Annotated in this window: 10 protein-coding genes; 8 read left to right on the plus strand and 2 right to left on the minus strand. The window is 47.6% G+C overall.

Features of this window, described 5'->3' with window-relative positions:
- Positions 1 to 12: 12 nt before the first annotated feature.
- The 8 genes from AC1DM9_RS21460 to AC1DM9_RS21495 all read left to right on the plus strand — a co-directional run bounded on the left by AC1DM9_RS21460 (position 13) and on the right by AC1DM9_RS21495 (position 22,822).
- Positions 13 to 13,467 carry an amino acid adenylation domain-containing protein gene (locus tag AC1DM9_RS21460; protein WP_477582079.1) on the plus strand — a complete coding sequence of 4,485 codons (13,455 nt, stop codon included), beginning with the start codon at positions 13 to 15 and terminating at the stop codon, positions 13,465 to 13,467.
- An 88-nt stretch (positions 13,468 to 13,555) separates the two neighbouring features.
- A complete protein-coding gene (locus tag AC1DM9_RS21465) occupies positions 13,556 to 14,527 on the plus strand; it encodes a cysteine peptidase family C39 domain-containing protein (RefSeq protein ID WP_477582081.1) in 972 nt (323 codons plus the stop codon).
- Positions 14,528 to 14,568: 41 nt separating this feature from the next.
- A complete protein-coding gene (locus AC1DM9_RS21470) occupies positions 14,569 to 15,294 on the plus strand; it encodes a thioesterase II family protein (RefSeq protein WP_477582082.1) in 726 nt (241 codons plus the stop codon).
- Between the two features lie 18 nt (positions 15,295 to 15,312).
- Positions 15,313 to 18,525 carry a non-ribosomal peptide synthetase gene (locus AC1DM9_RS21475; RefSeq protein ID WP_477582084.1) on the plus strand — a complete coding sequence of 1,071 codons (3,213 nt, stop codon included), beginning with the start codon at positions 15,313 to 15,315 and terminating at the stop codon, positions 18,523 to 18,525.
- Positions 18,519 to 19,790, plus strand: a complete 1,272-nt coding sequence (gene fabD, locus AC1DM9_RS21480) for an ACP S-malonyltransferase (RefSeq protein ID WP_477582086.1) — start codon at positions 18,519 to 18,521, stop codon at positions 19,788 to 19,790. The genes AC1DM9_RS21475 and fabD overlap by 7 nt, the downstream gene beginning before the upstream one ends.
- Before the next feature lie 43 nt (positions 19,791 to 19,833).
- Positions 19,834 to 21,177, plus strand: a complete 1,344-nt coding sequence (locus AC1DM9_RS21485) for a M20/M25/M40 family metallo-hydrolase (protein ID WP_477582088.1) — start codon at positions 19,834 to 19,836, stop codon at positions 21,175 to 21,177.
- 54 nt (positions 21,178 to 21,231) lie between these two features.
- The gene (locus AC1DM9_RS21490; protein ID WP_477582090.1) at positions 21,232 to 21,921 is read left to right on the plus strand and encodes a 4'-phosphopantetheinyl transferase family protein; all 690 of its coding nucleotides are present in this window, start codon (positions 21,232 to 21,234) and stop codon (positions 21,919 to 21,921) included.
- 169 nt (positions 21,922 to 22,090) lie between these two features.
- Positions 22,091 to 22,822, plus strand: a complete 732-nt coding sequence (locus tag AC1DM9_RS21495; RefSeq protein WP_477582091.1) for an MOSC domain-containing protein — start codon at positions 22,091 to 22,093, stop codon at positions 22,820 to 22,822.
- 65 nt (positions 22,823 to 22,887) lie between these two features.
- Here the strand turns inward: AC1DM9_RS21495 and AC1DM9_RS21500 are convergent, their stop codons facing one another.
- Together AC1DM9_RS21500 and AC1DM9_RS21505 are read right to left on the minus strand one after the other, a co-directional pair.
- Positions 22,888 to 24,831, minus strand: coding sequence for a CotH kinase family protein (locus tag AC1DM9_RS21500; RefSeq protein ID WP_477582093.1), 1,944 nt, complete (start codon positions 24,829 to 24,831; stop codon positions 22,888 to 22,890).
- Between the two features lie 18 nt (positions 24,832 to 24,849).
- Positions 24,850 to 25,566, minus strand: coding sequence for a DUF4956 domain-containing protein (locus tag AC1DM9_RS21505; RefSeq protein WP_477582095.1), 717 nt, complete (start codon positions 25,564 to 25,566; stop codon positions 24,850 to 24,852).

Raw genomic sequence — 25,566 nt, forward strand, 5'->3', positions numbered from 1 at the left:
GGAGTGTGCAGCATGTTCCAGTTGGATTTGTTGGAACCAAATCGCAATGAAAATGAAGGAGACGCAGGTAGTGACGCGGTGCTGGAAACCGCAAGTCAAGAAATTGCGATCATCGGCATTTCTGCCAAGCTTCCAAAGTCAGACACACACCGAGAGTTTTGGGATATGCTGCAAAATGGCGTGGACGGTGTACGTTCCTTCCCGCAGTCGAGGCGGCAGGAGTTGGAACCGTATCTTCGTCGCCTGAGCGCATTGTATGAAACCATTTCAATATTTGATGGTGCATATTTGGAGGATATCTCTTCCTTCGATTATTCCTTTTTTCGATTGTCTCCGAAGGAAGCTTCACTAATGAGTCCGAACCAGCGCATGTTTCTGCAGACCGCATGGAGCGCATTGGAGGATGGCGGTTATGGGGGCGAAGCGCTCCATGGCTCACGAACAGGTGTATTTATCGGTCATAACGCCGATGCGCTGCATGATTATAAACGTATTATTGAAACGGTAAATCCAGAAGCGCTCGCAATGGCAGCGCCAGGCAATTTAAGTTCAATGATCGCAAGCCGCATCTCTTATCTCTTGAATTTGAAAGGGCCGGCACTTAATGTCGACACCGCTTGCTCATCCTCTCTTGTGGCCGTCCATTTAGCATGTCAGTCCATTCGCAGCGGTGAATGCGATGCTGCTATCGCTGGAAGTGTGAAGCTCAATCTGCTTCCGATCGATATGGGCATTCGGCTTGGGATCGAGTCAAGCGATAACCGTGCAAAGCCGTTTGATGACAGCTCTGACGGGACCGGTATCGGGGATGGTGTAGTCGCATTGCTGCTTAAACCGCTCGCAAAGGCGCTGCAGGATGGGGATCATATTTATGCACTCATTAAAGGGAGCGCTATGAATCAGGATGGCAGCTCCGTAGGCATCACTGCGCCTAACGCCTTGGCGCAGGAGGATGTCATTGTCCGTGCTTGGCAGGATGCAGCCATTGATCCCGAAACGATCATGTATTTGGAAGCGCATGGTACAGGAACCACATTGGGAGATCCTATTGAAATTGACGGCATTACGAGAGCATTCAGACGTTTCACAGACAAGAGGCAGTTCTGTGCGATTGGCTCGGTCAAAAGCAATATCGGACATCTGGATCATGCTGCTGGTATTACAGGGCTGCTGAAGGCAGTTCTTTCTCTTTGCAATAAACAGATTCCACCTACGCTGCATTATCGTTTCCCCAATCGCAAAATATCGTTTGTTGATTCTCCAGTGTATGTCAACGACAAGCTATCGCATTGGAGTGATGAGTTTGGTGCGCGTAGATGCGGTATTAGCGCATTTGGTATGAGCGGAACCAACTGCCATGTTGTGCTGGAAGAAGCACCGTCAATGTCAATGAATGATAGCGTTATGTTGGACGAGGTAGCGAATGCAGCTTATGGGGAAGAAAAAAATGAAGTTTTTTGCCTATCCGCCCAAAGCGAATCGGCTCTTAAGCGATCCATTATTAATTATCGTGCTTGGTTTACCGATCAGGAGCAGCAAGAATGGCGCTTGACGGACATCTGCTTTAGCGCGGCGATAGGTCGCGGACATTATCGATATCGTTTGGCGATCGTCGCCAAAAATGAAGTTGAGCTTAGAAATAGGCTGGAAGCCTTAGATGTTGAGCGGTTGCAAAACACGAAAATGCCGAATATTTATTACGCCGATTCAAATGCAGCGCATATGGGAGGGAATGACGAGCGAAAGCAAAGGGAGCTCTTAGAGCAGGTTGTCCGCAGTAATCGGGGCTACGATGATGCAAGTACACAGTTAGCTCAGTTATATGCAGCTGGTGCTAAAGTAGATTGGAAGGAGCTTTATCGTGATGAGAGACGCAGAAGGGTACCGCTGCCTGTATATTCATTTGATCCCTATCCGTGTTGGGTAGAGGAAGATGATCGCAGTGTTAATATAGCACCTCTGAGAGAGATTAAATATGAATCGGCAGTTAACCATGTGAGGCTGTGCAGTGAAGGTGCCGTCTCGGAATCGGAGCAAAGTGTCGCTAATGTATGGGGGGAACTGCTCGGTTATCGTGAGTTCAGCAATGATGCTAACTTCTATGAATTGGGCGGTGATTCGATCATTGCGCTGCGAATCGTTAATTCACTTAGTCAAAGCTGGGGGATTCGACTAGAAGTGCAGCATTTGCTAGGACATCCTACACTTAGCGAGTTTGCTGGAGTTGTGGAAGAGCGGCGATTAAGGAGCGGTTCGCCAGAAACGGAAAAAGTAATTCATATGCCCCAGGTGGCGGAGCGGGAGTATTATACGATCTCTTCGTCGCAAAAGCGCATGTACTTGCAGCAAGCTGCATCGCCTAGCGATAGAAGCTATAATTTGCCGGAGCTTTTACATATAGAGGGGGAAATTGATGCAGGCAGATTGGAAGCGTCTATACATTTATTAATAAAAAGGCATGAGATGTTAAGAACGTCATTCGCCATAGTAGACGGTGAAATTTGTCAATTTGTCCAAACTGATGCTCACTTTTCCCTTCAGCGGCTGCAGGCATCCGAAGAAACGGTGCTTGAAACGCTGCATAGCTTGTTTACATCATTTGACCTGAGTCATGCACCGCTGCTTCGCGCTGCTTTATTGACCGTTAATCCTGAGCGGCATGTGTTGTATTTGGATATGCATCATATTGCTTCGGATGGCTTCTCCGCAGGTATTTTGCTCAAAGAGCTTATGATGCTTTACCGAGGAGAGAGTCTTGAGCCGTTAACCTTGCGGTATATAGACTACGCAGCGTGGCAGAGAGAGGAACTGCAATCGGAGCGGATGGAGCGACAGAGAAGTTACTGGATGAAGCAATGCCAAGGGGAGTGGCCTGTGCTGGAGCTTCCGACTGACTTTCCTCGCCCTCTGATAAAGAGCAATCGCGGCGAAACATTTGATATATATGTGGACAACGAGTTATCGGATAATCTGCGAAAGCTGGCAAAATCAACGGAATCTACGCTATTTATGGTGCTTTTATCGGTCTATTATACCCTTCTTGCAAAGTATTCTGGCGGGGAAGATATTGCTGTAGGCACACCGATTGCGGGGAGAGTCAACCGTGAAGCTGAGACTCTGGTAGGGATGTTCGTCGGAACACTTGTATTGCGCGGGTATCCCGTGGCAAACAAACCGTTTACCCAGTTTTTAGAAGAGATAAAAGCAGCATCGACAGAGGCTTATGAAAATTCCGACTTTCCATTTGAAGAGCTAGCGTCCATGGTGGATCGGCGAGACAGCAGCCGCAATCCGTTATTCGATACGATGTTTATTATGCAAAATTTGAACATTCCCAACTACTCGAGTGAAGAATTGACCTATCGACACGAGAGGTTCCCGCATGGGACGGCGAAATACGATCTGATGGTTCAAGCCGTGGAGCAAAATGACGGCACCCTGCGATTGGTAGTCGAATATGGCAAGGACTTGTTCCGCGAAGAGACTGTAAGGTCGATGATGAGGCATTACGTTACGTTGCTAAGTTATGTATCGGACTATCCAGACCATACATTAGGCGAGTGTGAAATGTTGTCCCCTCAAGATTACAACAAGTTGCTGACGGAATTTGGCAGTCGTGCGGCTGCTTTCCCTAGTGCTCGCTGTATCCACAGCAGCTTTGAAGAACAGGCAAGACGGGTTCCTGGAAGAGTCGCCGTTCAGTGCAGAGGGGAGTCATTAACGTACGAGCAATTGAATGGGCGAGCAAATGCGCTGGCGCGCAAGCTTGTTCGCTGCGGTGTTGGCCCTAACAGCATTGTCGGTGTGATGGCTGAACGTTCGATTTCAATGGTGACAGGAATGCTTGCGATTATGAAGGCTGGCGGTGCATACATGCCAATCGACCTTCAATATCCGCAGGAGAGAATTAGCTATATGCTTGTTGACAGCGGAGCAAGTTTGCTTTTAGTAGACGATTCGGTTCATAGAAATGTGTATCCATCCGTTCAGGAAATTCGATTAACGGATGAAACGATATATGACGGGGATAAAAGCAATGTGGACGTATCCATTTCAGCAGATGATCTTATGTATGTCATCTTCACTTCGGGATCTACTGGGCAGCCGAAGGGGGTTATGGTTCCGCATCGCAGCTTTTATAACTTCAGCCATTCGATGAAGCTGTTTTATGACGGAAATTTTGATGAAAGAGACCGCTGCTTAAGCCTTACCAATATTTCGTTTGATGTGAGCGTATGCGAGCTGTTTATGCCTTTTATGTTTGGCGCGTCCCTTGTCCTTTATCCAAATCCCAAGCTTCTTGATCCTAGAGAGCTAGCAAAAGTATTAGTAGAAGAGAAGATAACTTTTGCTTATATTCCGCCGACGCTGCTTCGGGATATGGCGCAATCGTTGGAACAATCGAGGATGACGATCTCCTTGGACAAGCTGCTTGTTGGCGTTGAACCAATAAAAGATACAACGCTTGCGCTTTTTGTTCAATTAAATCCGAATATACGTATTGTTAACGGCTATGGTCCGACTGAGGCAACGATCTGCTCCAATATGTATGTGTATAAATCAGCTGCTGCGAGCGGCGTTAATGTGCCAATTGGCGGGCCGATGCATGGCGTCGCGGTTCATATTTTAAATTTTGGAGACAAGCCTGCACCGGTGGGATCGGCTGGGGAGCTATGCATCTCCGGCAGCGGCCTTGCTGCTGGGTATGTTAATAAACCGGATTTGACCGCGGAGCGGTTTGTTGAGCACCCGCTGCTGCCAGGCACCATCATGTACCGTACCGGTGATTTAGCTAAGTGGCTGCCAGACGGAAATGCGATGTATTTAGGCCGAATGGATGATCAAATCAAGCTAAGAGGCATTCGGATCGAGCTTGGAGAAATTGGTGCGCAGCTTCAAAGACATGAGGCGGTAGACGAAGCGGTTATCATCGCTCATGAGGATCAAGCAGGCGATAAAAAACTTTGCGCATACATGGTTGTGAATCAAACAATAGGAGCTCACGATTTAAAGAGCTTTTTGAAAAGTAAAATGCCAGATTATATGATCCCTTCGTTTTTTATGGAGATCGCTGCGATACCATTAACACCTAATGGCAAAGTGGATCGCAAGGCGCTCCCAGAACCTGTTTTACAGCAACGAGTCGTGGCTGAGCTTACCCTGCCGCGAACCTCGCTGGAGGCAGAGGTGGCTGAAATATGGAGAGATGTGCTCGGCATGGAGCAAATTAGTATTTATGATGATTTTTTCGAGTTGGGTGGACATTCCCTGAAGGCTGCAGTATTGGTAAGCCGGATTCAAGCTAAATTTCATGTTGAAATGCCGCTGAGCATCGTATTTGAACGACTGTCTGTTGCGAGTATGGCTGAGTGGCTGGCAGGGGGAACGCTGTTAAATTCTGAGCTGGGCATCGGAGGAGCTATCATTCCACTGCAAGCAAATCGGGATCATTATCCAATGTCTCCTGCACAGAGACGCCAATATATGATCGAGCTCATTGCCGGACAATCGACGATGTATCATATTCCGTTTGTGCTTCACATCCAAGGTAATTTGGAAAAAAAGAAACTGGAAGCCGCGTTTACTGCTCTAATTACGAGACATGAGAGCCTGCGAACATCATTCCACTATGTGGGTGAAGAGTTCTGTCAGCGAATTCATCCTGCTCATCCATTTCAGCTAACGGAAATGGTTATGAAAGGCGGACAGGCTGATCTATGGCAGCGCGCGTCAACTGCAATCGGAGCAGATGTACGGATCAATGAATTAATGGCCCAATATACAGATCCATTTGATCTCGGAAGCGGCTCACTGCTAAGAGTCGGTCTTGCTCAATTGGCAGAAAACCGTCACTTGTTGTTGCTGAATATCCATCATATTGTGACGGATGGGATATCGATGAGCGTGCTCATAAAAGAGTTGATCGATTTATACAACGGGCAGGCCTTGCCAGAGCTGACGGTGCAATATCGAGATTATGCAGTCTGGCAGCTGGAACGATTAAGCGGTGACTATTACTCGAAGCTGAGGCGTTATTGGCTGGGCATGTTCTCGGACGAACTCCCGGTGCTTGATCTGCCTGCAGACAAGCAGCGTCCGGCGGTTCAGCGTTTTGAGGGCCGAAGGTATGCTTTTCAGCTAAACGAGGAGCTGGCATATCGGGCGCGGCAATTGGCAAGGGAACGAGGGACGACGTTATATACGCTGCTGCTTAGCGCTTATACGGTTCTCCTTGGGAAGTATAGCGGACAAGAGGATATTATCGTGGGTACTCCCGTAGCCGGACGCAATCACATTGATGTAGAAAGGCTAATCGGCATGTTCGTCAATACGGTTGCCATTCGTTGCCGCCCGCAAATAGGAATGACGATTGGCAGTTACATTACTGAAATGCACGGGAATGTGCTGCAAGCGCTGGAGTATCAGGAATTTCCGTTCGAGGATCTTGTAAATCAGCTTGATATGGAACAGGATTTAAGTCGCAATCCCCTATTTAATACGATGTTTATTTTGCAAAATATGGAGCAGCCAGCAAGGCAAGCGGGGGATTTGATCTTCGAGCCGCAGCCGTACGAAACCGGATTCAGCAAGTTTGATTTGTCGCTGGAAGCAGTGGAGACGGGGAAGGGGATCACATGCTGCCTTGAGTATGCAACCTCCTTATTTCATGAGAGTACGATCGAGAGAATGGCCTCACATTTCTGCACAATCGTTAGGGAGATGACATCAAGCGAAGGGTCCAGGAGGACGATTGGTGAGCTGGAATTATTGGATGAGGCAGAGCAATTGCAGCTTTCTTCGCTGTCAGCAAGCGCTGATGATAAAGCGGAACAGAAGAGTAATGACATCGCGGAGAAGGTAAGAGATGCACTGCTCGATGAAACAAAAGAGATGGCAGAAAATAATGCACATTTCTCTGCATCCACCGAAGAGCATCCCTGCTGGATGAGCATTATGGAAGAGATAGAGCGGCAAGCGGCAGAAACGCCGCATTCCGCTGCGATTTTATTTGGTTTGGAGACGCTCTCGTATTTCGAATTAAATGAGCAAGCGAATCGTCTTGCACATACGCTTCGCAGCCGCGGGGTAGGACCGGAGCGAATTGTAGCATTGATGGCAGACCGTTCACCTCTGTTGATGATCGGCATTCTTGGCATTTTGAAAGCAGGAGGCGCTTATGTCGCTATTGATCCGGCATACCCTGCTGAGCGTATTCAGTGGATGTTGGAGGATTGCGGCGATCAATGGCTTCTGACAGAAAGAAAATATGCCGGGTTTGTCATGAACGCTTCAGAAGAATGGTATTTGGATGATGCAGATCTGTATAGCTCGGAACGAGGAAATCTGGAGATCGTAAGCCGTCCGGAGCATCTGGCATATGTACTGTATACTTCCGGCTCAACGGGCAGGCCGAAGGGTGCAATGATCGAGCATCGCGGACTGGCAAGCTTCGTGAGCGGATTCCGTGAGCGAATTCCATTCGAAGCAGGCCAAAGTCTATTGGCAATGGCGACCGTGTCATTCGATATTTTCATTGTAGAGAGCCTGCTCCCATTAACAATGGGGATGAAAATGGTGCTGTGCAATGAAGAGGAACGGGGTGATGCTCATCTGCTGCAGGAGCTTATAAGTAAGCATCGGGTAGAAGTGCTGCAAATTACACCATCACGCTTCAAGTGGTGGATGGCGCAGGTGAGCCAAAGCGAGGTTTGGAAAGCCTTAAGCGTCGTCATGATTGGAGCGGAGCCGTTGACGATGGATTTGCTGGAAAGACTTCGTTCGGTGACGAATGCACGTATCTTCAATCTCTATGGACCAACGGAAACAACAGTATGGACATCGGTGTGCGAGGTAACTAGCGGTGAGAACATTACGATTGGCAAGCCTATTTCCGGGGCAGCAATGGTTGTGCTAAATCCAGCGCTGCAGCTGCAGCCGACGGGTGTGATTGGTGAAATCTGCATCTTAGGGGCAGGCGTTGGACGGGGTTATCTTCACCATCCGGAATGGGATCATGGTGTATTCATCACGAGCCCGTTTAATGCAGGTGAGAGGATGTACCGCACGGGTGATCTTGGCCGAAGGCTGGCGAACGGTGAATTTGTATACGCAGGCCGCCGCGATCATCAGGTAAAAATACGAGGACATCGCATTGAAACCGGTGAGGTGGAGCAGCAGCTGCTGCTGCATGAGCATGTGAAGGAAGCAGTTGTCATTGCATTTCAGGAGGAGAAGGGCGAGCATGCGCTTTGTGCGTATGTAGTACCCGCTCCCGACTCTAGTTGTAACAACAATATTAACGAACACAACCTCTCCGACATGATTTCGGAGCTGCAGACCCATCTCAGCAGCAAGCTGCCTGCCTATATGATTCCAGCTTATGTGATGCTGCTAGATGCAATACCGCTCACACCAACCGGAAAGCTGCATCGAAAGGCGCTGCCGAAACCTCATAAGTTTGCGCTGAGTGAGCGCCAGTACTTAAGGCCAAGAAACGAGACGGAACACAAGCTTGCCGAGCTGTGGAAAGATTTGCTGAAATCGGACGATATTGGCGTGATGGACAGCTTCTTCGAGCTTGGCGGCCATTCGCTCAAGGCTGCAGCGCTGGTGAGCCGAATCCACGAGCAGTTCGGTGTACATGTGCCGCTGAGGGAGCTGTTTTTAAATCCAAAGCTAGGGTCCCTTGCTGAAGTAATTGAAGGTAAACATCTGCAAACATATGAATCGATTCCTCGCCAGATGGATCAGGAGCATTATCCGATGTCGCATGCGCAGAGAAGACAATATTTGCTGGGGCTGCTAACAGGAGAATCAACGATGTACCATGTTCCGTTTGCACTGCGAATTCGGGGCAATCTGGACGCTTCGAGACTTGAAGCTGCGTTTTCATCATTGGTTGCTAGGCATGAAAGTTTACGAACTTCGTTTCATTATATGGATGAACAATTCAGGCAGCGAGTTCATCCAGCGACGGCATTTCATTTTGAGGATGCTGTAGAGGAGCTAGTGCCAGCTGGCAAGTGGTTGGGAGCATCTGGTGATGAAGTTAGCGCCGAATCCGAATGGCTGAATGAGCTCACTACGAAGTTTATAAGAACTTTTGATTTGGAAAGCGGACTGCTGCTAAGGGCAGGACTTCTTCAACTGGAAGAAGAGCATTACTTGCTGCTGCTGGACATCCATCATATTGTGACTGATGGCGTTTCAATGAGTGTGCTGGTAAAGGAATTAACAGCATTATACGGCGGAAATGAACTGCCAGAGCTGCGGGTGCAATATAGGGATTATGCGGTCTGGCAGGAGGGACAGCTAGGCGGCGAAGCAATCGAGGCGCATGAGCGTTACTGGTTGAAGAAGTTTGAAGGCGAGCTGCCGCTGCTGGAATTGCCGACAGATAGGAAACGCCCAATCGTTCAAACTTTCAAGGGGCGAAAACATGTCTTCCATCTGGATGGGGAGCTTGCACAGAAGGCGCGGCGTTTGGCGGTAGAGCAAGGTGTGACACTATATTCAGTGCTGCTGAGTGCTTATGCTTTTATGCTTGGGAAGTACAGCGGACAAGAGGATATTATTGTTGGTACGCCAGTAGCTGGACGTAATCATGTTGATGTGGAGGGACTCATCGGCATGTTCGTCAATACAGCAGCCATTCGTTGTCGACCGCAGCTCGAACTTACAGTTAGCAGCTACATTGCTGAATTGCACGAGGATGTGCTGCAGGCGCTGGAGTATCAGGAGTATCCGTTCGAGAAGCTGGTGGAGCGGCTAAACCTCGTTCAGGACAAGAGCCGAAATCCGTTGTTCGATACGATGTTTATTTTGCAAAATATGGAGCATTCAGCGTTGCAAGCGGGCGGTTTGAGCTTCGAGCCGCAGCCGTTTGAACACGGTGTCAGCAAGTTTGATTTGACACTTGAAGCTGTGGAGCGCGCTGAAGGCATTGCCTTCAGCTTGGAATATGCAACGGATCTGTTTCATGAGGAGACGATCATCAGGATGGCGCACCACTACTGCGCGATTATTAAAGCAATGGCGTCGAGCGAAAATCGATGGCGGACACTAGGCGAACTAGAGCTGCTAAACGATGAAGAAAAGTTGGAACTGCTTGCGGAATTGGATAGTATGACGTGGATGAACAGCAGTGGAGCTGATGGTGGAGGGGCTGTAGCAGCAGGAGATGCACCCGCTAAAATGCCGCAGAGTTTGCAGGGCCAAGTTTCATCTTTACCAGGTGTCCCGTTCAAATGGCGATCCGTCATTGAAGAGATAGAGAAGCAGGCTGCAAAAACTCCAGATGCGGTTGCAGTCCATTTTGAATCGGAGCAGATGACCTATCGCGAACTAAATGATAGATCCAACCAGCTGGCACATACGCTTCGCAGCCGCGGGGTGGGACCAGAGCAAATCGTAGCGCTGATGGCAGACCGTTCACCCCTGTTGATGATTGGCATTCTTGGCATTTTGAAAGCAGGAGGGGCTTATGTCGCTATTGATCCGGCATACCCTGCTGAGCGTATTCAGTGGATGCTGGAGGATTGCGGCGATCAATGGCTTCTGACAGAAAGGAAATATGCCGGGTTTGTCATGAACGCTTCAGAAGAATGGTATTTGGATGATGCTGATCTGTATAGCTCGGAACGAGGAAATCTAGAAATTGTAAGCCTTCCCGAGCATCTGGCGTATGTATTGTATACTTCCGGCTCAACGGGCAGGCCGAAGGGGGCAATGATCGAGCATCGCGGACTGGCAAGCTTCGTGAGCGGATTCCGTGAGCGAATTCCATTCGAAGCAGGCCAAAGTCTATTGGCAATGGCGACCGTATCATTTGATATTTTCATCGTAGAGAGTCTGCTCCCATTAACAATGGGGATGAAAATGGTGCTTTGCAATGAAGAGGAACGGGGCGATGCTCATCTGCTGCAGGAGCTTATAAAAAAGCATTGGGTAGAGGTGCTGCAAATTACGCCATCACGCTTCAAGTGGTGGATGGCGCAGGTGAGCCAAAGCGAGGTTTGGAAATCCTTAAGCGTAGTCATGATTGGCGCGGAGCCGTTGACGATGGATCTGCTGGAGAGATTGCGTGCGGTGACGAGTGCACGTATTTTCAATCTCTATGGCCCAACGGAAACAACCGTATGGACATCGGTATGCGAGGTAACTAGCGGTGAAGCTATTACGATTGGCAAGCCTATTTCAGGGGCAGCAATGGTCGTACTGAGTCCAGAGCTGCAGCTGCAGCCAACAGGTGTGATTGGTGAAATTTGCATCGGAGGAGCGGGCGTTGGTCGGGGTTATCTTAATCATCCGGAATGGGATCAAGGAGTATTCATCACAAGCCCGTTTAATGCAGAGGAGAGAATGTACCGCACGGGTGATCTTGGCAGAAGGCTGGCGAATGGTGAGTTTGTATACGCAGGCCGCCGCGATCATCAGGTGAAAATACGAGGACATCGCATTGAAACCGGTGAGGTGGAGCAGCAGCTGCTGCAGCATGAGCGTGTGAAGGAAGCGGTTGTCATCGCGTTTCAAGAGCCTGAGGGTGAGCCTGTTCTCTGCGCTTATGTTGTCCTACAAAAGGCTGATGATGCTGATCTGCCAAATATGACCTCGTACGCGGATCATTATGTTGCAGCAGCACTCGAAAGTATCCATAAGGGAGAAACCGTATGGTTAGAGAGCGTAGGCGGGCATTCTCTCGGTGTAACTGAGGAGCTAATCCAACATCTGAGAGGCAAGCTGCCTGCTTATATGATTCCAACCTATGTGATGCTGCAGGATGAAATACCGATGACGCCAACAGGCAAGATAAATCGCAAGGCACTTCCAAGACCGCAGCAGACAGAACGGAATGTACGACATTACCGGGAGCCGAGCACGGAGACGGAGCGCAAGCTGGTTATGCTCTGGCAGGAGCTGCTATTGACGGATAACATCGGAGCGACAGACAGCTTCTTCGAGTTAGGGGGACATTCGTTAAAGGCGGCAACATTGGTCAGTCGGATAGGCGTACAATTTGGTGTGCGCGTCCCTCTGAAAGAATTGTTTCAGAATCCGACACTAGAGTCACTCGCTCTAGTAATTGAAGGTCAAAGCCAGCAAACGTATGAATCGATTCCGCGTCAGATGGACAGGGCGTATTTCCCAATGTCGCGCGCTCAAAGAAGGCAATATGTTTTATCTCTGCTGTCTGGAGAAGCAACGACGTATAATGTCCCTTTTGCACTGCATATTCGTGGGAATCTGGATGCGAAGAAGCTGGAGCAGGCGTTCACCGCTTTAATCATGAGGCATGAGAGTTTACGGACGTCTTTCCATTTTGAGGATGGACAATTCAAGCAACGGATTCATCCATCTGCGGCATTTAAGCTGGATGGCAATGCATGGGCGCGAATGACTGCCAAACGTATGTTGTCAGAAACGAGAATGGATGAAACCATCACTAGATTAATGGCGCGGTTCATCCGTCCATTTGATCTTGGCAGCTGCTTATTGCTGCGGGCAGCTCTTGTTCCGCTAAGCTCTAGCTCTCACTTGCTGCTGCTTGATATGCATCATATTGTTACGGATGGTGTATCGGTCAGTGTGCTTCTGAAAGAATTGATCGAATTGTACTCCGGCAATGAGCTTGCAGAGCTGCGGGTGCAGTATAGAGATTATGCTGTCTGGCAGGAAGCTCAATTAATTGGTCCAAGGTACGAGGCGCATGAGCGCCACTGGCTGGATATGTTCTCAGGCGAACTGCCAATACTGGAGCTCCAGGCGGATAATCCGCGACCAGCGATGCAGAGCTTCGAGGGGCGCAGATATAGTTTTAAGTTGAATGAGGAACTTACGAGACGAGCGCAGCACATGGCAAGAGAGCTGGGGACAACATTGTATACGGTGCTGCTTGGTGCTTATGCGCTTTTGCTTGGCAAGTACAGCGGCCAAGATGACATTATTATTGGCACGCCGACAGCGGGACGTGACCATGTCGATCTTGAGGGCCAAATTGGCATATTCGTTAATACAGTTGCGATTCGATGCCGACCACAGCCTGAAAGAATACTCGGCGGTTACATCGCCGATGTTCATAATCATGTACTGCAAGCGCTGGAGCATCAGGAGTATCCGTTTGAGGATTTGGTGAAGCGATTGGAGCTTGGGAAAAATCAGAGTCGAAATCCTTTGTTCGACACGATGTTCATTTTGCAAAATATGGATCGTTCTGTCATCCAAGGAGGCGATTTAACCTTTGAGCTTCAGCCGTTCGAGCCAGGAGTTAGTAAATTTGATTTGACGCTGGAGGTTGTGGAGAGCAATGGTGAAATGATTTGCAGCTTGGAGTATGCCACAGCACTGTTTCACTCAGATACGATTACGCGCATGGCTCAGCATTATTGTGCAACTGTAGAGGAAATGACGGCTGCTGCCAGCCCTCTGATGAAACTAAGCGATCTATTGCTGCAAGATGGTCCGAAATAACATCCTTCTCGGCGGTATTTCCTTCGTGCAGTACCGCCGAGAAACGATTAAATGATACGAGTTTGGATCTATTAAGGAGGATAAGCGGATGAAAGTTACGTTGGACAGACAACCATTTAATGAATTCTGGGCGAACTGTATGCTCAATCAAGCCTATTCAATCGCTGTTTCTGCTCATCCCAGCTACCGATATGCGGCATATTTGAACATTCATCGATATTATCCTTGGTCTGCAGCGACAGACCAGCAATTTCGATATCCGACGATTGATACGCTATATTATCTCGACGATTGGACCAAATTCCCATTAACCGGTGTTATTAAGTGGATTGAGCCGGGGCACTTCCGCGATAAGGAAATGTTTATAGATGAAATAAAAGAAGTGCTTGACGGTGGCCGCAATTTAAGTGTGAATGTCGATTTGTTTTATTGGCTGCCGGGAAGCATGGCTTGGAAAAAGTTTCATTGGTACCATTATTCGCTGTTTAATGGTTACGATAATGAACGCTCATCCTTCTATGTAATTGACGATACGCTTGCTGGCTACAATGAACATGAGGTTCCTGAGGATCGGCTCAGAAAAGCATTCAAAAATTCAGAATACAATATCAACAAAAACTATAATGGCCCTGCCTATTATATTTACAATCTTCATTCAACGATTAAGCCGTATGAATTGAACTTATCGGAAGTTGTTGACAATGCGGAGCGGCTTACGCGGGAGCTTGATGATTTCTCTATGGAGGGAATGTGGCAAGTAGATTCAAGCCCGGATAAATATAGCGCTCATATTACGTATGCACTCATTGGAATCAACATTATATGCAACCGGCATATTGCAAATGAAGGACTTATTCGAACGCTGCGAGAGCATAAGCAAATAAATGTGACGTTATACGAATCCCTTAAGGATCAATTGGAGATGATCTGTGACGGCTGGCATGCGATTAAACAATCTTTTGTTACGCATAAATTTCAGCGAGACAGAGAGATAGCTCTAGCAGAAAAACTACTTGCAATGGAAAAAACATTTTGGCGTACGCTGGCTAGTGGTGTTTAACAAAATCAAATCGCTTCCTAACAAGGTGGTCGTTCCTAATTATGGATAGTATACCGTTGCTTTGTTTGCCTTACGCGGGGGGCTCGGCTCAGGTCTATAAGAAATGGTCGCGGCAGCTAGATTCTTCTATTCAATTGATCCCGATTGAATTAGCTGGGAGAGGAAGCCGGATGAGTGAGCCGCTCTACGAGGATATTCATGAGGCAGTTAAGGATGTATTGCATTTAATCCGTGACTATACACAAAATCAGTATGCTTTATTCGGCCACAGCATGGGATGCTTGATCGCTTATGAATTAATTCATAGCATTCATGCAGCAGGATTGACGCTCCCATCCGTAGTTTTTATGTCAGGGTATGGGGCGCCTCATTCCAGCCATGTGAACCGAGAATTATATCAGCTTCCCGATAAAGCTTTTATCGAAGAAGTATTAAGCCTTGGCGGAACATCTGCTGAGCTGTTTGAGCATAAAGAGCTGCGAGACGTATTTATGCCCATATTGCGAGCTGATTTTAAGCTGGTTGGCACGTACAAGCCAAAAGGTAAGCCGCCGCTCCCTCTTAATCTCATTGTTATGAATGGCTCTGAGGACAGCAGCCTGTACGGGACTTCAGAAGATTGGCAGTCACAAACGACGGAGACCTGTAAAATCGTCAACTTCGAAGGAGGACATTTTTTCATACATGAACGGGAACAACAAGTCGTTTCGCTCCTAAATGATACGCTCCTGAGGACATGGGCTGGCAAAGAAATCATCCAATCATAATAGAGAGGAGCAAAAAATATGGATAAGGTATTCATAGACGCTGGCCAGAGAAATCAATATTTGTGGCTAGAGGATGGAGGGTTTCCCTCAGACTTGCTTAGCAGAGAAGCGGAGTATCGTTCTATGGAGCAGCGCATCCATTTACCCAAAGAGCTCGCAGAAATGCTGCTTCGAGATGCTGAACATTCCAATCAGCGATTGTATAGCGTACTGCTTACTGCGGTTTATATCATGCTTTATAAATATAAAGGGGATGACCGATTAACGATCGGCATTCCGTCTCAGAGATTCGGAAGTCATATGGACGGGACATGGATTCCGCTTCAAATCAGGGTAGATGAGCAAAATATGCTTCAGTCATTACTAAAGCAACTAGACGGAGCTCTGAATGAATTCGAGAATAGTAACAAGGGACATATTTTGGAACAAGAGACTATGGATTCCGCCAGAACAAGCAGCTTCAATTCAGGACAGGCTGTAGCCGTAACCTTGGAAAATAGTTATGGGAAACCGAGCGCTGACGGGGTTGGTTTGCTCTTTTCGTACAGTGTCTTGGAGTCAGAATCACCCGCCATAACGCTTACTATGACATACAATAGCTCTGCTTACAGCACGACAATGATGAAAAATCTAGCTAATCATGTTCATCGGGCAGCGGAGTTGTTAGTTCGAGGCGACGACATTCTCCTTAGAGATGCAGCCATATTGGATGAAGATGAAGTTCAAGCATTAATAAAATCACTTTGTGTTGGTTCATGCTCATCCACTGAAGCTAAGCCTTTACATAGAAAGGGAATAGCTGGTGAATCAAGCATGACCCTGCATCACCTATTCGAGAAGCAGGCTCAATCTCGCCCCTATGAGACTGCACTTATTTGCGGCGAAGAGTCGTTTACTTACGACACGCTGAATCAGCGGGCACACGAACTTGCTAGTAGACTGCGTAGCGAAGGCGTGCGTTCAGGAATTGTGGTTGGACTGATGGTGGAGCGAACGGTCGAGCTGGTAGTTGGCATCATTGGCATCTGGAAGGCTGGAGGCGCCTATTTGCCCATTGATTTGGAATACCCAGAGGATCGCATTCATTATATGCTGGAGGATACTAAGGCTCCGGTTTTGTTAACGCAGCACGATTACCTCTCGAAAGCTTCTCAATATGAAGGCAATATTGTTTGTATCGATGAGAGAGACGAGCAGTGCGCTGCTGGCGGGGAAGAGAAGGATTCACACATACTCTCAAGCAGCATGGAGCAGGATAATTCCTCTCAAAATCTAGCTTATGTGATCTATACATCAGGTTCAACAGGCAGACCAAAAGGTGTCATGATTCAGCATGAGAGTGCGATACGGTTCATAGAAGGAATGGCAGAGCAAGTAGAATATGTACCAGGAAAAACGATTGTTGCTTTAGCAAGCGCTGCGTTCGATGTATCTATACATGATTTAATTATGCCGCTTCTTTATGGGATGAAGGTGATTCTAGCATCACAAGCGGAGCGCAGAGACCCAGAACTGCTGGATCGTCTCATCGTCAAACATGATGTTGAGATAATGGTAACTACCCCGATGAGACTGCAAATGCTGCTGGCTGGCAAAGAAGAGAGATCATGCTTGCGCTATTTAAAAGATTTGATCATTGGGGGGGAGCCATTTATTCCAACCCTATGGAATCGACTGAAGCCTTATCCACAGCTTCGAATATACAATGTGTACGGGCCGACAGAAACGACGGTATGGTCAACGATACAGCGGATAGAGGATAATCATCCCGGAATAGGCAAACCGCTTGCTGGAGTACGAACGTACATTTTGGATAAGGTGGGACGTCTTCAGCCTCCTGGAGTAGCTGGTGAACTTTGTATAGCGGGGACAAGATTGGCCCAAGGTTACCTTGGGAAGCCGGAGCTTACGGAGGAACAGTTCGTTAGCGACCCTTTTTATCCCGGTGAGAGAATGTATAGAACAGGTGATCTTGCACGCTTCTTAAACGACGGAAACCTCGAATTTCTCGGGCGCAGTGACTTTCAAGTGAAAATCCGCGGACATCGCGTCGAGCTGGAGGAAGTTGGAATGATGCTCGCACGGCACGAGGACGTTACTGAATCGGCGGTGCTGCTGGAAGATGAGCAGTCTAATGGCGGATTGTTATGCGCTTATTATGCAGCGGAGTCTGAATTGTCGACATCAGAGCTTCGCAGCTTTATGGCAAGTCGAGTGCCTGAATATATGGTGCCGCAGCGTTACATTTGGCTTGCAGCATTGCCATTGAATAATAATGGAAAGATTGATCGCAAGGCGCTGCCAAAGCAGAGTGAAGTGGCTCGTTTGCAGGATAATGCTGCATTTGCTCTGCAGCTGCTTGAGCTGGATACCAATACGGAGCGGAAAGTAGCGGCTCTTTGGCAAGAGGTGCTGCATACAGTCGATTTTGCCGCTGAAGACAACTTCTTCGAGGTAGGAGGCAACTCCATCCTGCTTGTTGCTTTACATCACAACTTGGAGCAGCACTACCATTCTCGTGTATCCGTTGCAGATCTGTTTGGACATGCGACACTCCGCGGAATGGCTGCGCTAATGGATGCACCATTCAGTGAAGAAGGAGATATGGAAGGGCTAGCAGGGCTGAAAGGTTTAACTTTCCCTAATCGCATGATAAGTAGAGAAACGGGTATAGATCATGCAGCCATTCCCCGTTCATGCAAGCTGGATGAAGCGCTGCTCGGGAAATTGATGCAGCTATCAGAAGACATTGGATCAGATATCGTCGATATATTGCTTGTCCTTTATATGTACGTGCTCTCCGATATTACGATGTCCGATGAAGTTACAGTCATCGTCAAAGACGGTGTAGGAGATCGGATGGTGCCTGTGTCGCTGAATATGTCCCACTATATGACGGTTGTGGAAATGATCCCTGAAGTAGCTAATCAACGGGAAAGCGGCGACTATTATACCTTTTCCTCGCTTGCGACAGCAGCTGGTTTCCGTACATTGGACAATGGAATCATACCATGGTTCTCTTCAACCGACTTGAGAGGAATGGAGTCCTATATGCCGCTAATCGGCTTTGCGCTTCAGCTTGAGTTTAGTGAAGACGAGTTAAACATCCGATGTCTATATGATGCTCGTTCATGGGACATAGCAAGTGTGGATGAATTGCTCTCTCTGTATCTAGCATCTCTCAAAGTTGTAATGGCAGAATTAGAAGAGGGAGCTGAAAGCGTATGGTAGGCGGCACATTGCTGTTTCCCGGTCAAGGCTCACAGTATGTTGGCATGGGCAAGGATTTGTATAGGAAATATGAGCTCGCCAAAGAGACCTTTCATGAAGCGAGTGAAGCGATAAACATGGATCTCACAAAACTTATGTTTGAGGGCAGCATGGAGGAATTGACAAGGACGGAATATGCACAGCCAGCTATATTAACTGTAGGGATGGCAATGTACAAAATATACAGAGACCTTCTGGGGAAGGCTCCGCAATTTTTAGCCGGTCATAGCCTTGGAGAAATTACCGCCTTGACTTGTGCAGGGGGTATTCCATTTGACAGCGCTGTCCGTATCGTTCATCGTCGTGGCGAGCTCATGCGTGATGCGGACGATGCTGGCAGTGGTGCAATGGCGGCGGTAATGTCGCTTAGCGCAGCTGAAGTTGCAGAGATCTGCAAGCACGCTAGTTCCTCGTTTCAGGGTGGAGCTGAAATTGTTGTAGTGTCTAATATTAATTCAGATGATCAGGTTGTCATTTCTGGACATAAAGGAGTAATGAACGAAGCGGTGCAGCGTATCTCCAAGCGGGGAGGCGTTGTCATCCCGCTTCATGTGAGCGCGCCGTTCCACAGTCCTCTTATGGCACCGGCAGCGCAGCTATTTGCAGAGGAGCTTAAAGGACTGAAGCTTGGAACACTCCAGCATCCGGTTGTTTCCAGTGTGACTGCAAGATTATATCGGAGTGCGGATGAGATTCCAGCAGTGCTGGCAGAGCAGATTACCGCACCCGTACAATGGACAGCGGTTATCCGTTTTTTGCTGGAGAACGGGGTTTCGGAAGCGGTTGAGATGGGCCCCCAATCGATATTGAAGAAACTAGCCAACAATAGTACAGCTCTTAGGGTGCTTTCTTTCGACCATGAACCGGATAGGGAACAGCTCCTTGGGAAGGGCCGGGATGAGGGGCAAGACTATTCGTTAGATTTTATTATTCAATGTTTGACTATCGTTACTTGCATGCGTAATCGGAACAGGGATTTAGAGCAGTATGAGCAAGGTGTAGTTGTACCTTACCGCGAGGTTCAGACGATGTTGAATGGGCTTCAGCTTTCTCGTGGCCAGGCAGAGTGGAAGCATCTGGTTAAGGCTTATGAGATGCTGATTTCTGCGTTCCATACGAAGCTTGTTCCAGAGAACGAACAGCAGGATCGATTGGAACAAGTGCTTCACGACAACGGCCTTAAGGATAAATTAGGGAGTCGATTTTCAGCTTCTAATAGAAGTTAAAGGATGTAAAAGGGAAGTCAACCATGCCAAGGAGGACTTTACGATGATTAGCAGCTTGGTCGGGCCAATATATGAGTCACCTCAATATCTATTGCAGCAATTAATACGGTTTAATACAACGAATCCGCCAGGCAATGAGCGAGATTGTATTTATTTTATTCGTGATCTTCTTCTTGAATCGGGAATCAGCGATACGATCATTATTGCTCAAGAAGAGCATAGACCTAATTTAATTGCACGATTAAAGGGGTGCGGAGATGCACCTCCTTTTCTCATGTACGGGCATGTTGACGTTGTAGGTGTAGAGAAGCAAGTATGGAGCCGCGATCCATTCGGGGGTGAGATTATCGATGGTTACGTATGGGGGAGAGGAAGCCTAGATATGAAAGGCGGTGTAGCGATGATGCTTGCCGCCTTTCTAAAAGCCCACGCAGAGAAAACAGCATTACAAGGCGATATGATTTTGGCTATTGTAAGTGATGAAGAAGCAGGCGGGGATTTAGGAGCCTCCTACTTAGTTAAACATCATTCTTATCTTTTTGCTGGCGTGAACTATGCGATTGGGGAGTTTGGGGGCTTCTCCTTTCAAGTAAGCGGCCAAAAATTTTATCCGATTATGGTGGCAGAGAAACAAATTTGTTTCCTTAGAGCTACGGTTAGAGGAGGGGGCGGACATGGTTCTCTCGGCCAAAATGAAGGAAGCATGGCGCAGCTTGCCTATATGCTGGGAGCGTTAAATAAGGTCAAGCTGCCGATTCATGTCACGCCCGCAGCGTCGTATATGATTCAATCCATGGCATCGGCATTGCCCCTATTGCCGAGGTTATTATTGAAAGTGCTGCTTCGGCCACGTCTGAGCAATCTCATGCTGAGGATAATGGGTGACAAGGGAAAGCTGTTTCAACCGCTGCTTCGCAACACAATAAGTGCTACGGTTGTGCATGGTGGCGAAAAAATCAATGTGCATCCAAGTGAAATCATCGTGGAGATGGATGGGAGGCTGCTGCCCGGTTTTACTCCAGAGCAGTTCATAGCCGAGCTGTACGATCATGCCATACAACATCAAATAATGTTAGAGGTGATTCGTCATGACCCTTGTCCAGAAAACCCGGAAATGGGAATGTATGAATTGCTGTCAGATGTGCTGAAGAAAGCGGATGAAGCTGCAGTGCCCATTCCGATGCTGCTGCCGGGTGGAACAGATGCGAGACATTTTTCAACATTAGGTATTCAAACGTATGGTTTTTTGCCTATGACGCTCCCAGAGGACATGAATTTCTCGGAGTTGATCCATGCTGCAGATGAGCGTGTGCCTGTTGAGGCTATTCGTTTTGGGGCAAAAGCTATTCATGAAGTGATGGCGCGTTATGGAAATTCGAGGTTATGATAGATTCAGACGAGTGCTTTTAGGATTAGTTGAGGGGGAAAGGAGCAGCAAACTGTGCAGGCTGAGATCATGGTTTTGAAAATACCTCAAAACATCACGTCGAATGACTACCGGCAATTGTTAAGTCTCGTATCAGAAGAGAAGCGTTTAAAAATAAGTCGATTGCGACAGCAATGTGATGTTTATCGGACGTTATTTGGTCAAGTGCTTGTACGTGCTGCAATTGTGCGAAACCTAGACCTATCCAATCAAGCGATTCAGTTTACTTACAATTCATATGGTAAGCCGTCACTTATCGGCTGCGAAAACTTTCACTTTAATATTTCGCATGCTGGAGATTGGGCTGCCCTATTTATAAGCTCTTCCCCGGTAGGTATTGATGTGGAACAAATATGTGAAATAGATGAAAGTATAGCAAAATCTTATTTTTCGAAAACGGAATATGAACGTTTGATTTGTTTGAGAGGGGAGGAGCGAACCGCTTATTTCTATGAGCTTTGGACGCTGAAGGAAAGTTACATAAAAGCAAAAGGTAAAGGGTTGTCCATACCGCTGGATTCCTTCTCAATACATATTGGTGAGGATAGCTCCATCGCTTTAACTCCGAGAACGGAAGCTTATTTTTTCAAACAATATGAACTGAACCGAAGCTATAAGCTGGCGGCTTGTACTACTGCTCCAAAAGGATTCCCTAATCAGCTGCAGCATTGGAGCATGGAGGATTTAATACACCTCTTTTTCTAATTGTAATACATTGCGTTTGTACCATTCATGTGAAACGACATGGCGCGTGATAAGCGAAAACCCTTTCTGTATCGAAAAGTGGACTTGGCTTATCGCGCGTCTTTTGTGTTTATACTATAATCAAAGATACATGTGAATGGAAGAAAACGGATGTATGGAGGTTGTTGGATTGACATTAACGTTGATTGGTGAAATTAGTGGCATAAGCAGGTACCCGATTAAATCATTTGCAGGAGAGGAACTGGATGCCTGTAAAATCGATAGATACGGATTAATGGGCGACCGTTGTTACGCTTTTTATGATGAAACAAAGGAAGGCTGGGATAGCTTCTTTACTGCAAGAGAAATTCCGGCGATGCTGGCATACAAAGCGAAGCTGGTTGATGAGCGCACGAGCGCAGAGCATCCCCTAGTAGAAATAACTTCTCCAGAAGGTCAGACCTTCAGCTGGAACGAGGAGCTGTTAGCTGAAATGCAGAAGTACTCCAAGAAGAAGATGCGGATGCGCAGCTATCAAGCACAAAGTCCTGACCTTAAAGCGGTGGATGAAGGCAGTATCCTCATCATCACCGATAGGAGTTTGCAAAAGCTCGAAGCGATATGGGGAAAACAGCTGGACGCGCGGCGCTTTAGAGCAAATATACTTATTACAGTAGAGGAGGGCGCTTTTGGAGAAAAAGAGTGGATAGGCAGACGAATAACGGTAGGCGGTGCTGAATTGCAAGTGGATAAATATTGTGATCGCTGCTCCATGGTTACGCTTGATCCAGATTCGCTAGCACGTGATGCTTCCTTATTGAAAAAAATTAACACAGAGATGAATTTAAACTTCGGGGTGTATGCTTCTGTAAAAAAGATAGGAGACATTGAAGTAGGCGAAAAGGTATTTCTTATGGATTGAAAAAGATCGCTGCCCGAATGCCACTGTGGCAAAGGGTAAGCGATCTTTTTTTTGAACTAGAATGCTTATAGTCGTTTACGTTTATAGAAGACGATGAATGCACAGGAGAGAAGCAGGATCACGATGGCGATTCCAGCAGTCACGGCTTCTTTAGGGCTGCCTTGTGCCTGAGTTTGCTGCGTGCCAGGGCCGCCGAAGCCACCGCCCATGCCGCCACCCATATCGTTTGGTCTTTGGCCGCCAAACCCGCCTTGCATGCCGCCTTGCTGATTAGGCATTTGACCATCTGGAGGCGCCATGCCCGCATCGCCCTGAGGGACCTGCCCGTCAGGAGCAGCAGCACCTGCATTGCCCTGAGGGACCTGCCCGTCAGGAGCAGCAGCATCTGCATCGCCCAGAGGGACCTGCCCGTCAGGAGCAGCAGCACCTGTATCGCCCAGAGGGACCTGCCCATCAGGAGCAGCAGCACCTGCATCGCCTTGAGGGCTTTGTGTAGTAGGTGAGGTAGTGTTGTCAACTACTTGTTGAACGGAGCCATCTGCCACAGCACCTTGCGGGCTCAGCTCTTTGTTCGCTGTTATTCCGGCATTAAGCTGTCCGGCTCCTGCATTAACAGCAGCATTGCTGTTTCCAGTGTTGCCCTGAGTGTTACCCTGCTGAGCGTTTGGGCGGTTGCCGCCGAAACCGCCACCTCCGCCCATGCCACCACCCATCCCGCCGCCGCTGCCAGAGCCGTCGCCTGCAGCAGGAATGGTGCCGGCCAGCTGCTGTGCAATGGTGCTGGTTTGCTGCGAGTTAAAGGAAACAACCTGAGCAACACCTTGCTCATATTGCTCATACGTGTAGAAGGAGGAAGGGTCTGCTTTTACATAATCCGAGATCATAGCTTTAATTACATCGACCCTTGCCTGAAACGTATCGGTTGCCAAATATCCTTCTAACATGCTTGTAACGATTTCGTGATACATATCTTTATAGGCATCCACTTTAAGCAGCTTGTCAATAAGCGGCCGATCGGCTATCGCGCCAGTAGTTGGCTCATCAATGAGCACGCTGGAGCCGCCGAAACCGCCAAAGGACATATTGTAATCCCATGGCAAAATGCTGAAAATACCATCATCCTCATACAAATAATAATTATGTTTTTTCTCAGAGAGGTAGCTGTCAAAGTTGCCGGCTACTGCGTTTAAGGCAATGAACTTAAGCGCTTCATCAACGTCCAGCACACTCTCGTAACTTGCGCCATTGTTCAGTACATCCAGCATATCGAGCAAAATATCATCATTTGATTTGTCGGACTTCAAATCGAGTCCCGTATAGGCATCGATCGTTTCGAGCCAGTTGAGCTCGCTGCCGTTGCCGCCGTTTGCTTTGTAAAGCGCGCCATATGCATTGCCGAAATTACGTTCAAGATAGGCATCGCCAATCTGCTCGACAGCCAAATAAAAACCCCAAAGCTCGCCATTGACATAAACATTGACATAAGAATATTTTGGGGTTGGAAGTCCCATTTGCTCAGCAAGCTCATACGATAGAAACTCTCGCATATAAGAGGCATCGCTGTAGTTGTTATTTAAATTAATTTTGCTTATTCCTTGCAAGGTTTGATTAACATACTCATCGAATGAAATTTTAAAGCTGTACCGATCGGAATCGGTCATTCTTACGACACTGTTCAAGCTGAGGTTGCCCTTCGTTCGAATGGCTACGTTATCGAACTTCTGACCGTTATATTCGACCGAGGCTTCTTTATATTCCTCCGCGCTGGCGTTGTCCAGCATATTTTGGAACGCATCCTCGTCGATTGTAATTTTTACATCTACGATTTTATCTTTAGGAAAAACCGTTTCATCTAGCTTTTGCTCATCCGCTGATTTCTCATCTGTACCCGTTGCCGCACCCGAGCTGCTGAGACTGAAGGATGTACCGCTTGCGGCACATCCAGCGAGTAAAGTAATCAGGAGAATGGAGCAAAAGCATAATAAGCTTACACGCGCTTTCGCTTTCATGAAAACACCTCCCGATAATTAGGATACATAGTCCCCGCTATAGCTAATAAGTACGGCGTTACGAACGCCAGCCAGCTCCGTCAGTTGGTTAACGAAACGTCCGGTTTCGTCGCGAAGGCGAATTTCCAGCGTCATTTCAATATTGCCCTGCGTCACTGTTTTTTGCTTCACGTTATAACGCTTAACGAGCGTGCCGACTTGTTTGTGAACAAGCTGCTCGGTAGCATCGCTGTCGCAGTTAACAACAAGCAGGTAGGGTGTTTCCACCGATCCGCCCTTAACGAAGAAGAACAGAATAAGACCAACAACAACCGAACCAATTACCGCTAGTGTAAAGAAGCCCGCGCCTGTAACGATACCTGCAACGGCAGCCCAGAATAAGAAAATTAAATCGGTTGGATCTTTAATTGGAGTACGGAAACGGACGATAGACAAAGCGCCAACCATACCGAGCGACAGCACGAGATTGGAGTTAATCGCGATAATGACAACTGCTGTAATCATGGTCATGCCGATCAGCGAAACGTTAAAGCTTTTTGAATAAAGCACGCCGCTAAATATTCGTTTATAAAGCAAGTAAATAAAGAAGCCAAGTAAAAAAGCGACTCCCAGCGTAATCAATATTTTCGAAAGGCTGATATCAGAAGCAAAGTTATCCAGTACTGAATTTTTTAAAAGATCGGCAAAATTTGTTGTCGACTCCGTTGCTGCCGCGGCAGTTGTATTGGTTACCAT

This window comes from Paenibacillus sp. 01T431 (assembly GCF_056398625.1).

What these genes read in the sequence shown, in the direction of transcription:
- AC1DM9_RS21460 (WP_477582079.1), top strand. Translation starts at nt 13, where the DNA reads ATGTTCCAGTTGGATTTGTTGGAACCAAATCGCAATGAAAATGAAGGA.
- AC1DM9_RS21465 (WP_477582081.1), top strand. Translation starts at nt 13,556, where the DNA reads ATGAAAGTTACGTTGGACAGACAACCATTTAATGAATTCTGGGCGAAC.
- AC1DM9_RS21470 (WP_477582082.1), top strand. Translation starts at nt 14,569, where the DNA reads ATGGATAGTATACCGTTGCTTTGTTTGCCTTACGCGGGGGGCTCGGCT.
- AC1DM9_RS21475 (WP_477582084.1), top strand. Translation starts at nt 15,313, where the DNA reads ATGGATAAGGTATTCATAGACGCTGGCCAGAGAAATCAATATTTGTGG.
- fabD (WP_477582086.1), top strand. Translation starts at nt 18,519, where the DNA reads ATGGTAGGCGGCACATTGCTGTTTCCCGGTCAAGGCTCACAGTATGTT.
- AC1DM9_RS21485 (WP_477582088.1), top strand. Translation starts at nt 19,834, where the DNA reads ATGATTAGCAGCTTGGTCGGGCCAATATATGAGTCACCTCAATATCTA.
- AC1DM9_RS21500 (WP_477582093.1), bottom strand. Translation starts at nt 24,831, where the DNA reads ATGAAAGCGAAAGCGCGTGTAAGCTTATTATGCTTTTGCTCCATTCTC.
- AC1DM9_RS21505 (WP_477582095.1), bottom strand. Translation starts at nt 25,566, where the DNA reads ATGGTAACCAATACAACTGCCGCGGCAGCAACGGAGTCGACAACAAAT.